Origin of the sequence: Sphaerotilus uruguayifluvii, from assembly GCF_013294065.1 — a bacterium.
GTDB classification, from domain to species: Bacteria; Pseudomonadota; Gammaproteobacteria; order Burkholderiales; family Burkholderiaceae_C; genus Sphaerotilus; species Sphaerotilus uruguayifluvii.
Window position 1 is genome coordinate 85,609 of record NZ_JABSNM010000014.1, and the last position, 12,998, is coordinate 98,606.

Sequence of the window (12,998 nt, forward strand, 5' to 3'; positions counted from 1 at the left end):
GATGAAGGCCACCAAGAAGACGACCACCGGTCGACAAGAGTTGGTTGTGCGCGCGCTTCACACCACGCAGGGCGAAGGACTGGACGTCTACGCGTTCTTCATCAAGGGCGGTGACTTTGTCCGAGTGGCAGACATTTCGCGCATCGAGCGTGACGCGGCTGATGAACTCAAGGGATTTCAACGTCCAGAGATTCGCCAGCACGTCAAAGGCATCGTGGACTACCTAAATCAGGGCGACGTCCTCTTTCCTAACGCCATCATCCTGGCACTTGCGCCGGACGTGAAGTTCGCTGCTTCGCGTGGCAGCAAGCCTGCGGGCGATACCAGGGTGTCTGAGAGTGGCACCTTGACCTTGCCGATCTATGCAGAGGGCCAGCGCGTTGCCTGGATCGTCGATGGTCAGCAGCGATCGATTGCGCTGACCAAGGCGTCCCTCCCTCCCCCTACATCGCTGCGGGAAATGTATCTGACAGAGTCTAGACGGTTCTTGCAGCGCTCCCGGCGACGCCGCACAACTCTCCGACCAACCCCGAAACCCCCCTCGCAAACGCGCCATTCCGCAGCGCCGCGGCAGCGGCCGGCTCCTACCCTTTCGGTCACGCGCTCGACAGAGCACGGCCTTCAGATCCTGAAGCCACCGAACGAGGACCGCGCCATGTACTCTGCATTGCCCGCTGCCCGCTGCGACGTCGCCACCCAGGCTGGCCAGACCGGCTCCGGCGCCCACGACGGCGAACACCCGGAGACCATCGAGACCCGGCTCTGGCTCGAGGAGCACGACTGGCTGTTCACGGTGCTGCGCAGCGAGGGCAACGTCTCTCCGACCTTCCGCTTCCCGGACCTCATCAGCGCCTGCGTGTCGCTGGTCTTCCTGCACGATGACGCGCCAGCGCGGATCTTCGATTTCCTGGGCACGCAGTTGGTGCTGCGCCCGCCGATGACGCCCAGGCGCCGCGAGTCGATGTGGCGACCGCAGTACGAACTGCTGCTGGCCGTGCAGCGCTCGCCGGCCAACCGCCACCCCAACCCCAAGTTCCAGCTCGACCAGCTGACCACGGCCTGCGTGGCCCTGTGCCGCCAGCACGAGGGCGGCGACACGCTGGTGCTGCGCCAGGCCCGGCTGAACATGGCCGACCGAGCCGCGCGCGGGCGCCCATTCCGCCCCGGATGAGGCGAAAGGTGACGGCGCGGTGGTGCTGGGGTTTCGCACCACACGCGCCGCAGGTCGCCTCCCCGTAGACCCGCTCTCAATACCCGCTCCACACCCGCTCCACACCCGCTTCCGACCCTGACCGCTTCGCCGGTCCGCACCCGTCGCTCGACGCCCCGCACTCGGCCACGCCTGGCCGACAGGAACGGCGTCGCCCTGTCCACCAAGACGTCACGGGTCGATCCATGCAGGTGCCGCTGTTGTTCCCCGCGCGAAGGTCGTTGGCCAGGCCGATGCCAGGACCCTGGCTGCTGGCAGCGCTCGCCGCCGGCTGGGCGCCCTTGCAGGCCCAGGCCTGCTGGGATCAGGCGGCTCAGCGCTACGGGCTGTCGCCCCACCTGCTGGTCGCGGTGGCGCGTGTGGAGTCCAACCTCGACCCACGTGCGGTGAACCGATCGCATCTGCAGCGCACGGGCTCCTACGACATCGGGCTCATGCAGATCAACAGCTCCCACCTTCCCACGCTGGCGCGGCATGGCATCAGCGAGGCGCAGCTCTACGACCCGTGCACGAACATCCTCGTCGGCGCGTGGCTGCTGGCCGACGCATTCGCGCGGCACGGTGCATCCTGGAACGCCGTCGGCGCCTACAACGCCGCCTGCAGCCAGCTCAAGGGCGAGGCCTGCACGGCGGCGCGTGCCAGCTACGCCTGGAAGGTCTACCGCCGGCTGCCTTCCGCCAGCGGCGCGGCTGCACGTCCCGTTGCGGCGACTTCGCAGCCGCCTGTGCAGGCGGCGCGACCGGCACCCATCCTCCTGGCTGCGAGGGTGGCGCCATGACGCGACGTGCGCTTCGGCTTCTGACCGTGCCTGTGCTCGCGGTGACGGCCGTTGGCGCCGCGTCGTCGTGCAGCACACCCCGAACTGGCGCCCTCGCTTCACATTCAGAGGCCGCTCAACCGCCCGCCACTTCGACTCGCGCCGCAGCTGGGCTGTCGATCGCCCAACTGGACCACGGCCACGAGGCTCGGTTCGCCACGTGCGCGCCGCCCGCCTGCCCGGTCGTCACGCCGAAGACGCTGGCCGTCGATCCAGCGCGCGCAGCAACGGCTGAAGCGCGAGCCGATTCCACCCCGGCCTCGGATGCGGTCATTGCGCAGTCGCTGAGCCCCGGTGAGACCTTGGTGATCGCCGGACCGCAGGCACCGCTGCCCGCTGCGCAGCGAACCGCGATCGGGCCCGAGGACGCGGCCGAACCGCTGGTGTCCGAGATCGCCGTGGGCTTTCCGTTCGGGAGCGCGGTGCTCACGGCCGCCGCCCGCGCCTCGATCGACGCCGCGGCAAAGGGCGACGGTATCGGGCGCATCGACATCCGGGGCCGCACCGACAACGTCGGACCTGCGGCTGCCAACGACCTGTTGGCCCGCCAGCGCGCTGCTGCGGTCGCGCAGTACCTGCGGGCGCGTCACCCGCACCTGGCTGGCGCGGAGGTGAAGGTCGATGGACGCGGCGTCTGCTGCTACGCCACGGAGAACGACACCCCGGAAGGCCGTGCGCGCAACCGGCGGGTCGAGATCGCCTTCTGGCGTGTTTCCTCCGACCTGTAGTGCGCCTGCAGTCGCCCGACCCTCATCTGCACACCCGGCCCTACCGGCACTGGCCTGAACCCTGCCACCGACCCGCTGATCACCCGCACCCGACCCGACCGCCACCGCCATCCACCTTCGTCTCCCAGCCCTGAACCCTCGGAGGACTCCCATGAACACCGCTCTCGCCTCTGTGCATCCCGCCCGTGCCACGGGCTCCCTGGCAACCGACGGCGCCGACGACCCCGGTACGGCCCACTTCGCCGGCAGCCGCCGCTCGAATCGCCTGCTGTCGCCGGTCTCGCTCTTCGTGCTGATGGCGCTCGGCCTGTGCGTCGCCTTTCCCGGCTACGCCCTCGACCTGGTCGCCTTCACCGGCATCACCGGCCCGCTCACCTCGGCGCTGACGCAGATCGCGAGCCTGGGGCCGGGCATCAAGGCCCTGGTCGGCTTCGTCGGCTTCGTGGTCGCGCTCATCTCGCTGGCCGCACTGCGCAACTTCGGCCCGGTGCTGTTCTATGTCGGGCTGGCCATCTTCGCCGCGGTCGGCCTCGTGATCGCGGGCGCGATCATGGGTGCGGTGATCTGACGCGCGCGCAGCCGACGAGCAGGAGGCCCGCATGCACGCCGACACCTACATCCCGCGCCGCCTGGACGACCAGTGGAAGATCGGCTTCTGGGACGTCGACGTCGCCGCGCCCCTGCTCTTCGGCCTGTTCATGGGCTACATGTCCGGCTCGAAGTTCTCCTTCGCGCTGTGCCTGGCTGCCGGCGCCTTCACCTCGCGCGCCATCGCCCGCATCAAGGCCGACAAGCACCCGGCCTTCGCGGTGCACTGGCTGTACTGGCACCTGCCCACCAGCCCGCTGACGGCGATGCGCGCCACGCCGCCGTCGCACATCCGGCGCATGGTCGGCTGACTCGACGGTCATCGCCATGGACTTCGAACGCCTGAACGGGGACATCAAGGAGATGCGCCGCCGCAACCGCGGCCTGGCGCTCACCGTGGGCCTGCTGGCCGGCGCGCATGTGCTGGCCCTGGTGGTGATCCTCAACCTGCTGGGCACGGTGCGCACCGTCGTCGTGCCGCCGTCCATCAACAAGTCCTTCTGGGTCTCGCGCGACAAGGCAAGCGGCGAGTACCTCGAGCAGATGGGCGCCTTCATCGCCTGGCTGGTGCTGGACGTGACGCCGGCCTCCATCGACTGGAAGAAGGACATCCTGCTCGGCTATGTCGAGCCCGACCAGCACGGCGAGCTCAAGACCCGCCAGGAGCTGGAGGCGGCGCGGCTGAAGCGCATCAACGCCAGCACCTTCTTCATGCCGCAGCAGTTGGTGCCCAGCGAGGACACACAGACCGTCGTCGTCCGCGGCCGGCTGCGCACCCTGGTCAACGGCCTGGAAACGGCCAACGACGCCAAGGCCTACGAGGTGGGCTTCGCGTACAGCGGCGGCCGGATGCACCTGAAGACCTTCAAGGAGGTGACCCATGCCGCGCCGTGACTCCCGGCCGCTGCGCCGTCGCCTCGCTGCACCGGCAGCGACGGTGGCGATGGCGCCAGGTTCCCAGACACCCCGCTGGTTCCGCTCGGTCGCCGCATGGGCGGCCGTGACATGCCTCCTCGCAGCTGCAGCGCCGGCAACCGCGCTGCAGGTGCTGGACGCCCGCGACGGCGTGGCCGTGGAGGCCGTGCTGTCGATCAAGGAGCCCACGCGCATCCGCATCGACGGTGCGCCGATCACGGACGTGTTCGGCAACATCCATTCCAGCAATTGCGGTGGTGCTGCGCCGTCTTCCAGCGGCAGCAACGGTGCCCCACCCGCTGCCGCCTTGCCGGCCGTGAACCCCGCGGGGGAGATCGTGCTGGAGTGCGACCGCGACAAGGGCGAGATCTACATCCGCCCGGTCGGCGACTCGCCCAAGCCGGTCAACCTGTTCATCTCGTCGGCGCACGCCACCTACACGCTGGTGCTGCGCAAGGCAGACACCCCGGCGGACACCATCGTCATCCGCGACCCCGGCCAATGGGCGCTGCAGGCGATGCAGTCCCCGACCGGCGCTGCGGGCTCGCAGGCACCGCTGGGCACCGCCCCCAACCAAATCCGGGGGATGAAGACGCTGCTCCTGGCGATGGCGTCCGACCGCGTGCCGCCCGACATCCGTGTGAACGAGCTCAACCAGCCCATCCAGCTCTGGGCGGAAGCCAGGTTCTCGCTGATGCGGCGCTACGAGGGCCGGGGTCTGGTGGGTGAGAAGTACCTGCTGCAGAACGTGAGCCAGGCCGTGATGGTGCTGGCGGAGCAGGAGTTCGACCGACCCGACAGCCCGTCGGGTGGGCAGGTGCTGGCCGTGGCTGTCGAGCACCACAACCTGCGTCCGGGCGAGACCACCAACGTCTTCGTCATCCGCCGCGGAGGCCAGTGATGGTGTCGCCCCTGCCTCCCTCCGCGGCTGCCCTTCGTCAGTCGGCCACCCGCCTCGGCGCGCAACTGGCCGAGCGGATGACGCCGCGCCAGCGTCAGTTCGCGCTGCTGGGCGTGATCGTGGCCGCCGGCGTGGGCCTGCTGTGGCTGATCTTCGCGTCCACGGACACCGGCTCGTCATCCGGTGCGCGCAAGCCCGCCGCCGGCGCGCCGGGGCCGGTCACCAACATCGGCGTCATGCCGCCCGGCCAGCAGGTCAACCCGGTGGACCAGTGGGTCGGCACCGCAGGCAGCAAGCTCGCCCAGTACGAGAGCGAGCGCGAGGAGCAGACCCGGCTCAACCGCGACCGCCAGGCCTTCGAGGCCCGCACGATGCAGCGATTCGCGGAACTGGAACAGCGACTGACCTCGGCGACGCAGGCGGCCCAGGGCGCCGCCGCTCCGGCGCCCGCTGCAGCCCCGGTTCCGCCCGTGCCTGCGCCACTCCCACCCGCCTTGCCGTCGGTCTCGGCCGGCACGACGCCGACCAGGCTGCCGCCGGCGGCCAGCCTGCCGCTCCCTTCGACCTACGGCCCGGACACGGCCGGCCGACAGTTGCCGGCGGGTATGCCGGGGCTGCCGACGGCCGACCCCGCACCGGCGGCGCCAGCCATCAGCCGCGTCACGCTGGTCGATCGCAGCATGCAAGGCGTCCCCGGCACAAGCGGCAGCGCTTCGGAGCGTGCCGGCACACCGGCAGCCGAGCCTCGGACGCTGTCGACCTGGCTGCCGGTGAGCTTCACGCGCGGCACGCTGCTTGGCGGACTGGACGCACCCACCGGCGGGCAGGCGCAGTCCAACCCCCACCCGGTGCTGATCCGCCTGTCGGACAACGCGGTGCTGCCCAACCGCTTCCGTGGCGAGTACCGCGAGTGCTTCGTCATCGCGGCTGGCTACGGCGACATCAGCTCCGAACGGGCCTACCTCCGCACCGAGAACCTGTCGTGTGTCCGCGCCGACGGCGCGACCCTGGAAGTGAAGATCCAGGGCAGCGTCTACGGCGAGGACGGCAAGGTCGGCATGCGCGGCCGGCTGGTCACCAAGCAGGGCCAGATGCTGGCCAACGCCCTGCTGGCCGGCGTGGTCAGCGGCATCGGCCAGGGCCTGGCCACCTCGTCCACCAACGTCAGCACCTCGCCGCTGGGAACGATCACCAGCGCCTCGGGTGCCGACGCCTACCGGGCCGGGCTCGGCACGGGTGTCGGCCGCGCCCTCGACCGGCTCGCCCAGTACTACATCAAGCTGGCCGAGAACACCTTCCCCGTGATCGAGGTCGACGCCGGCCGCGAGATCGATGTCGTCATCACCAAGGGCGTCCGCATCGACGTGCCGATGAGCGCCTCTGCCGCCGCGCCCCTTGCAGTCCGCCCGAGCAACCCGGAGGTCTCCGACGATGCCAACGACTGACAAGCCCTCGCCAGGCTTCGCCTATCCCTCTCCCGCCCCGCGTGCTCCCGTCCGGTGCCGCCGGCCCGCGGCCTGGGTCGTGGCCGGTCTGACGGCCCTTGCCGCAGGCCACGCCGGCGCCGCCGCCTCGGATGAGGCTCGGCTGCTGGCCGCGCTGCGCAAGGCACACCCCGGCACGCAGTTCACGCAGGTGCAGCGCTCCCCCGTGGCGGGCCTGTACGAAGTCTGGATGAACAGCAACGTGGCCTACGTGTCGCCGCGGAATCCGCGCTACTTCATCTTCGGCCGGGTCTTCGACACACAGACCATGCAGGACCTCACCGGCCCCAGGCTGGCTCGCGCGGCCACCATCGCTGCGCAGGCCGGCCAGGCCCCCGGCGCGGGCGTTCCTTCGGCGCAGGCCGACAGGATGCCGGCTCCCGACTCCCTCATCGCCTTCGACCAGCTGCCGCTGGCGGACGCGATCAAGACCGTGCGAGGCAGCGGCGGCAACGAGCACCGTCGCATCGCCGTCTTCAGCGACCCGGGTTGCTCATTCTGCCGCCGGCTCGAGCCCGAGCTGGCTGGCCTGGACGACGTGACGATCTACACCTTCCTCGTGCCCTTCCAGGGCCGCGCGCGCCCGGTCTCGATCTGGTGCGCGGCGGACCGCGAGAAGGCCTGGCACCAGTTCATGCTGCAGGGCGACACCTCGCTGCTCAGACCGGCGGGCGACCCGGCAGCCCCGCGTGCCACGGAGTGCGACAACCCGCTCGACCGCAACCTCGCGCTCGCGCAGCGCCTCGCCGTCCAGGGCACGCCCACCCTGGTCTGGGCGGATGGCACTCGAACCGACGGTTACGTCGACCGGACCGTGCTGCTCGCCCGCCTCCAGCAGGTGTCGAAGGTGGCGGGGGGCAAGCCATGAAGAGGCCCGCCGTCGTGTTCCACGCAGCTCCGACAGCGCGTGCTGCCCGAGCCACCGGACTGGCCGGGGCGTCGGTGCTGCTGGCCTGGATGCTGAGCGGCTGCATGAGCATAAGCGGTCTCAGCGGCAGCTCCAGCTATGCCTGCAAGGCCCCGGACGGCGTGACCTGCGACTCCGTCTCCGGCACCTACGCCAATGCCGTTCAGAACAACCTGCCGAGTCAGCGGCGAACGGCCGGTGCCAGCCCAGGCACGCCGCAAGCTCCGCGCGCGACGGAGGGCATCACCGGCGCAGCCGCAGCGGGCGCTGCAGGCGCCGCGGCCTCCCGCATCGCCGTCTCGCCATCGACGCCGCCCTCGCCCACGGCCATGCCGCTCCGGTCTTCAGCCCGCATCCTGCGGCTGTGGTTCAAACCCTGGGAAGACGCCGATCGCGACCTCCACGACCAGGGCTACGTCTACGTCCGGGTCGACGACGGCCAGTGGCTCGTCGAGCACGCGCAGCGGCAGATCCGCGATGCCTACGCGCCCCTGCGGCCTCCGCCGCCCGCATCCGGACGTCCTGCAGGCGGCGCCACCGAGTCGCGCGACCCCAGGTCATCGAACCAGTCCGGTCGGACAGATCAACCGAGTGGTTCGCTGTCCCTGCCCGGCCTGACACCTCCGGCGGGCCGGCCGCAGATGCCCGTCGATCCGCGTGGCAACGAACCCAACGACTGACCTGACACCCTTTCCGGCCACCCCTGCGAGGCACGCGCCATGCCCACTCCGTTCGCCCCGACCGCTTCGACCCGATCCGCCGCCTCTCCTGGCGGCAGCCGCCCCGGCCACGGCAGCCTGGGCTGGCTGGGCCTGGGCTCGCCTCCCGACACGCCGGCCGAACAGTTCGCGTCCTGGCTGCCGTACTCGGCCTACCTCGCCGACGAGAAGCTCTTCGTCAACCGCGACAGCCTGGGCTTCATGCTTGAGCTGATGCCGCAGTCGGGTGCCGACGACCGCATGGCCGAGGTGCTGATCTCGCTGTACTCGACCTGCCCGCCAGCCACCGGGATCCAGTTCCACCTCTTTGCCTCGCCGCACATCCGCGAGCAGCTGCGTCGCTATGCCAACTTGCGCGTCGAGGATGCCGACCAGGCCGACAAGGCCAAGCACTGGGGTCGCCCGGCTCGCAACGACAACCTGTTCCACCGCCTTGCGCGGCAGCGTGTCGGGCACCTGCTGCACGGCGCGCAGCAGTCGCTGACCACCGGCTTCCACTACACGATCCGCGACTTCCGGCTGATGATGAGCGTGTCGGTGCCCGGCAGCGTGGAACAGGCCGGCGACCTGACCCGGCGCGACGAACTGGTCGCGCTGCGCGAGTCCATGGCGTCCACGCTGCGCTCGGCGTCGCTGCCCAGCCGTGTCTGCGACGCCGCCGACCTGATCAACTGGTGTGCGCTGTTCACCAACCCGGACCGGGTCTCCCAGACCGACGCCCCCAACCTCCACTACGACGACGGCCGCGAGATCCGCGACCAGATCGTCGATTTCGACACCATCCAGGACCCACATCCTGCCGGCCTGACCCTCTGGAAGGAGGGCCACGAGGGATCGCTGGAAGCACGCTTCTACTCGATCAAGTCGTTCCCCGAGCGCTTTGCGCTGTGGCAGATGGGCTCGCTGATCGGCGACCTGATGCAGCCGGCGCTGCAGTACAGCGCGCCCTTCCTGCTGACCATGGGCGTGCACGTGCTCGACCCCAACGTCATGAAGTCCGTGGTCACCGCCAACCACGTGCGCGCGACCCAGAACGCGCGCAGCAAGATGGCCGAGGTGATGCCCGATGTGGGCAAGAAGCTGCAGGACTGGACGGCAGCGGCCAACGCCATCGACGTGGGCAGCAGCCTGGTGAGCCTGTACCACCAGCTGGCGATCTTCTCGCCGCCCGAGAAGGCCGTGTCCGCCCAGGAGACCGCCAACGCGATCTGGCGCGGACGGGGCTTCCAGCTCAACGCAGATGTCTACATGCACCGGCAGGCGCTGCTGGCCAGCCTGCCGATGACGCTCTCGGAGGCCTTCCACAAGGACCTGGCCAAGATGCGCCGCGTCTCGCGCAAGACGATGGCCAATGCCATCCACCTGGCACCGCTGATCGCCGAGTGGCGCGGCACGCGCACGCCGGCCCTGGTCTTCGGTGGCCGGCGCGGCCAGCTGATGACCCTGGACATCTTCGACAACGACCTGGGCAACTACAACTTCGCGATCATCGGCGCGCCCGGCTCCGGCAAGTCGGTGCTGATGAACGAGATGGCCTGGTCCTATCGGGCCATCGATGCCAAGGTGTGGATGCTCGACCTCGGCCGGTCGTTCGAGAAGCTGTGCCGCAAGGCCAAGGGCACGTACATCGAGTTCCGGCCCGACGTCGACATCTGCCTCAACCCCTTCACGCACATCGTCGACATCAACGAGGACATCGACATGCTGGTGCCGGCCATCTCCAAGATGGCCTCGATGTCCCGGCCGCTGGACGAGGTCCAGTACAAGGCCATCTCGGCGATGGTCATCAAGCTGTTCCGCGAGCACGGCAACGCGCTCACGGTGACCGCGCTGCGCGACGCCTTCAAGGCCGGCACCATCGAGGAGCTGGGCGTGCGCGAGGACCCGCGCATCCGCGACCTGGCCGTGATGCTGAACCCCTACGCCCGCGGCGGCCAGTACGAGCGCTTCTTCGAGGGGCGCAACAACATCGACTTCGGCAACGACTTCGTCGTCATCGAGAACGAGGAGCTGAAGCGCCGGCCCGACCTGCATGCGGTCGTCAACATCCTGCTGCTGCACCAGATCACCGGCGAGATGTACCTGACGCGCAACCGGCGCAAGGTGCTCTTCATCGACGAGCTCAAGCAGCAGTTGGGCGACATCGGCGCCGACGACCCCGTGAAGGCGGCCGTGGTCGAGGAAGCCGCACGTCGCGCCCGCAAGTACGGCGGATCGCTCGGCACGGCCACGCAGAGCGCCGACGACTACTACGGCTCGGCCCAGATGGAGGCGGCCTTCAACTGCTCGGACTGGGTGTTCCTGCTGCGGCAGAAGCCCGAGTCCATCGAGATGCTCGACCGCAAGGGGCGGCTGTCGATGGACGAGCCCAAGAAGCGGCTGCTCAACTCGCTGCGCACGGAGCCGGGCGTGTTCTCGGAGGTCTACATCTCCTCGCCGGTGGGCGAAGGCGTGGCTCGCAACATCCTCGATCCGGCGACCCATTTGCTGTTCTCCAACAAGCTGGAGGACAACGCCCCGATCGACGAGCTGCGGACGCAGGGCCTGAGCATCGACGACGCGATCACCGAGCTGCTGCGGCGGCGCGGGCACGCGGTGTGACTTTGGCGAGGCTCCCATGGACGTCGACGCCAGCGCCAGCCCTCGCCAACCCGTTGCCGGGCCCGTGGGCATGGTGCCCATCCTCCTGCACGCGGCCTTCGCGCTGCTGATCGTGCTGGGCACGCTTGTCGCCTACGACCGCGTGGTGGTGCGCCCGGCCCAGCGGGTGGGCGTCGTCGATGTCGGCGAGGTGTACCGGCAGAAGGAGGCCGAGTTCACCCAGATCCTGACCCGTGCCACCACCGATGCCGACCGCGAGAAGGCATTTGCGCTGGCCCGGAGCTTCTCGCAGCGGCTGCCGGCCGCTCTGGAGGAACTGCCGCGCGACTGCGCCTGCCTGGTGGTGCTGAAGAGCGCCGTGGCCGGCCGGACACCGCGGACCGTCGATCTGACGGCACTGCTGCAGCAGAAGCTGGGCCATCCCCAGACACCCCACAGGAACGACCCCGAGGAGGCCCGATGAAGCGCAGCCTTCGCACCCAGGCCATCGACTTTGCGGCGCACATGCGGCGACGCTGGTACCTCTACCTGCCCGTGTTCGCGATCTGGGCCTTCGCCTACACGCGGCTCTTCATCGACCCGACGCCGCGGGTGCCGGTCCTCTTCAACTGGACGGGCAGCCTGCCGTACCGGGTGGCCTGGCTGCAGCACGGCGAACATCCGCTGCAGCGCGGGGAGTTCGTCATCTTCTCGTTTGCGGGCGAGGCGCGAACCGCGTACCCCGGACTGGACGGTCAGCCATTCTTCAAGGTCGTGCGCGGCCTGCCGGGCGACGTGGTGACGGTGTCCGGCCGCACGGTGTCGGTCAACGGAGTCGTCGTCGGCACGGCCAAGGCCCAGGCCTTCGACCGGCGCCCCCTGGAGCCGATCGCGCCGACGGTGATCCCGCCGGGCCACTACTACGTGCAGGGCACCGGCCCGGACTCGTTCGACTCGCGCTACCGCAGCAGCGGGCTCGTGCGGGCCGAGCAGGTGCTGGGCACCGTGGTGCCGCTGTTCTGAGGGGCTGCCATGGATCCGCATTCGATGCTGCGTTGGCCGGCTTCCCGTCACGTGGCCCAGTCGATCTCCCTGGCCTCGCTGGCTTCCCTTGTCGCTATGACCGCGCTTGCCACAGCCTTACCGGCGCCGGCGCAGACACCGTCCGAGCTGGCTGTCACGGGCGACGTGCCGATGCCCGACTACCTTGCGCTGCTCCAGCAAATCTCCCCTGCGGCACACCAAGGGGCGCAGGCCTATCTGCAGGCCCACGAGCGCCGGTGCCGCCGGAGTCTTTCGAGCCGCGAGCTGCGACAGGCGATGGCGGAAGGAGACGGCAATCCGCTGCTGATGGCGATGATCCGGGCCAGCCACCTCCAGGACGGGCCGGGCCTGACCCGGCTGGGTGAGCAGGTCTCATGCACCCGGAAGGCGGCAAGGTGAAGTTCGACCTGCCAATGCCTCGGGCACGTTGCACCAGCCCGGCGGCGCGCGTCATTCAGTGCCTGCTGGCGGTCGTCGCAACGATCCTGAGCACGGCCGCCCACGCCGTGGACCTGGGGACCATCGGCCCGATCTACGGCATTGCCGAGCCCCACCTGCTGGAGTTCATCCAGCAGCGCCTGCGCGACAAGGAACGCACGGGTGAACTGCAGCGTCTGATCGACGAGGCGCGCAACCGTGGTGTGGCCGCAGTGCGCCAGCCGGCTCCGGTCGAGGGCGTACGAGGCACCGAGACTGCACGGTCCTGGACCATCGATCCGACCTTCACGCTCGACCGCAACATCGTCGATGCGCAGGGCCGGCTGCTGTTCCCGGCCGGGACGCGCAAGAACCCGCTGGAGGTGGTGTCGCTGTCCAAGCGGCTGCTGTTCTTCGATGCCCGCGACGGACGACAGGTCGCTCGGGCCCGCGAGCTGATCGCGCGCTACGACGGCAAGGTGAAGCCCATCCTGACCGGTGGCTCGTACCTGGACCTGATGAAGGCCTGGCGCGTGCCGGTGTACTACGACCAGCAGGGGACGCTGACCCGCCGTTTCGGCATCAGGCAGGTGCCCGCCCTGGTCTCGCAGGAAGGCATGCGCCTGCGCGTCGACGAGGTGCTCGTGCAATGACCACTCTGCCCTCCCTGATCCGCTGGCTTGCCGC

15 protein-coding genes are annotated in these 12,998 nt (G+C 69.6%); all 15 read left to right on the forward strand.

Features of this window, described 5'->3' with window-relative positions:
• The first annotated feature begins 1 nt into the window (after position 1).
• Positions 2-1,171 (forward strand): DGQHR domain-containing protein, encoded by a 1,170-nt coding sequence (locus tag HNQ01_RS22465; RefSeq protein WP_286180853.1) that lies wholly within the window; start codon positions 2-4, stop codon positions 1,169-1,171.
• Between the two features lie 224 nt (positions 1,172-1,395).
• A complete protein-coding gene (locus HNQ01_RS15375) occupies positions 1,396-1,989 on the forward strand; it encodes a lytic transglycosylase domain-containing protein (protein WP_286180854.1) in 594 nt (197 codons plus the stop codon).
• Positions 1,986-2,756: an OmpA family protein gene (locus HNQ01_RS15380; RefSeq protein ID WP_173806299.1), complete on the forward strand. Its 771-nt coding sequence runs from the start codon at positions 1,986-1,988 to the stop codon at positions 2,754-2,756. The genes HNQ01_RS15375 and HNQ01_RS15380 overlap by 4 nt, the downstream gene beginning before the upstream one ends.
• Positions 2,757-2,907: 151 nt before the next feature.
• Positions 2,908-3,324: a hypothetical protein gene (locus HNQ01_RS15385; RefSeq protein WP_286180855.1), complete on the forward strand. Its 417-nt coding sequence runs from the start codon at positions 2,908-2,910 to the stop codon at positions 3,322-3,324.
• 31 nt (positions 3,325-3,355) lie between these two features.
• Positions 3,356-3,655 (forward strand): type IV conjugative transfer system protein TraL, encoded by a 300-nt coding sequence (gene traL, locus HNQ01_RS15390; protein ID WP_173806300.1) that lies wholly within the window; start codon positions 3,356-3,358, stop codon positions 3,653-3,655.
• Between the two features lie 16 nt (positions 3,656-3,671).
• Entirely contained in the window at positions 3,672-4,238 is a 567-nt protein-coding gene (gene traE, locus HNQ01_RS15395; protein ID WP_173806301.1) for a type IV conjugative transfer system protein TraE, read from the forward strand.
• The gene (locus tag HNQ01_RS15400) at positions 4,225-5,160 is read left to right on the forward strand and encodes a type-F conjugative transfer system secretin TraK (protein WP_173806302.1); all 936 of its coding nucleotides are present in this window, start codon (positions 4,225-4,227) and stop codon (positions 5,158-5,160) included. Before traE ends, HNQ01_RS15400 begins: the two co-directional genes overlap by 14 nt.
• A complete protein-coding gene (locus tag HNQ01_RS15405; RefSeq protein ID WP_173806303.1) occupies positions 5,160-6,605 on the forward strand; it encodes a TraB/TrbI/VirB10 family type IV secretion system protein in 1,446 nt (481 codons plus the stop codon). The genes HNQ01_RS15400 and HNQ01_RS15405 overlap by 1 nt, the downstream gene beginning before the upstream one ends.
• Positions 6,592-7,512, forward strand: coding sequence for a DsbC family protein (locus HNQ01_RS15410; RefSeq protein ID WP_173806304.1), 921 nt, complete (start codon positions 6,592-6,594; stop codon positions 7,510-7,512). Before HNQ01_RS15405 ends, HNQ01_RS15410 begins: the two co-directional genes overlap by 14 nt.
• Positions 7,509-8,231 carry a type IV conjugative transfer system lipoprotein TraV gene (traV, locus tag HNQ01_RS15415; RefSeq protein ID WP_217427563.1) on the forward strand — a complete coding sequence of 241 codons (723 nt, stop codon included), beginning with the start codon at positions 7,509-7,511 and terminating at the stop codon, positions 8,229-8,231. The genes HNQ01_RS15410 and traV overlap by 4 nt, the downstream gene beginning before the upstream one ends.
• A gap of 39 nt (positions 8,232-8,270) precedes the next feature.
• Positions 8,271-10,871, forward strand: coding sequence for a type IV secretion system protein TraC (gene traC / locus HNQ01_RS15420; protein ID WP_173806305.1), 2,601 nt, complete (start codon positions 8,271-8,273; stop codon positions 10,869-10,871).
• 16 nt (positions 10,872-10,887) lie between these two features.
• A complete protein-coding gene (locus tag HNQ01_RS15425) occupies positions 10,888-11,334 on the forward strand; it encodes a hypothetical protein (protein ID WP_286180856.1) in 447 nt (148 codons plus the stop codon).
• A complete protein-coding gene (gene traF / locus HNQ01_RS15430; RefSeq protein WP_173806306.1) occupies positions 11,331-11,873 on the forward strand; it encodes a conjugative transfer signal peptidase TraF in 543 nt (180 codons plus the stop codon). Before HNQ01_RS15425 ends, traF begins: the two co-directional genes overlap by 4 nt.
• A gap of 9 nt (positions 11,874-11,882) precedes the next feature.
• Positions 11,883-12,293 carry a hypothetical protein gene (locus HNQ01_RS15435; protein WP_286180857.1) on the forward strand — a complete coding sequence of 137 codons (411 nt, stop codon included), beginning with the start codon at positions 11,883-11,885 and terminating at the stop codon, positions 12,291-12,293.
• Positions 12,290-12,964, forward strand: coding sequence for a type-F conjugative transfer system protein TraW (gene traW, locus HNQ01_RS15440; RefSeq protein ID WP_353621715.1), 675 nt, complete (start codon positions 12,290-12,292; stop codon positions 12,962-12,964). Before HNQ01_RS15435 ends, traW begins: the two co-directional genes overlap by 4 nt.
• Positions 12,965-12,998 lie beyond the last annotated feature (34 nt).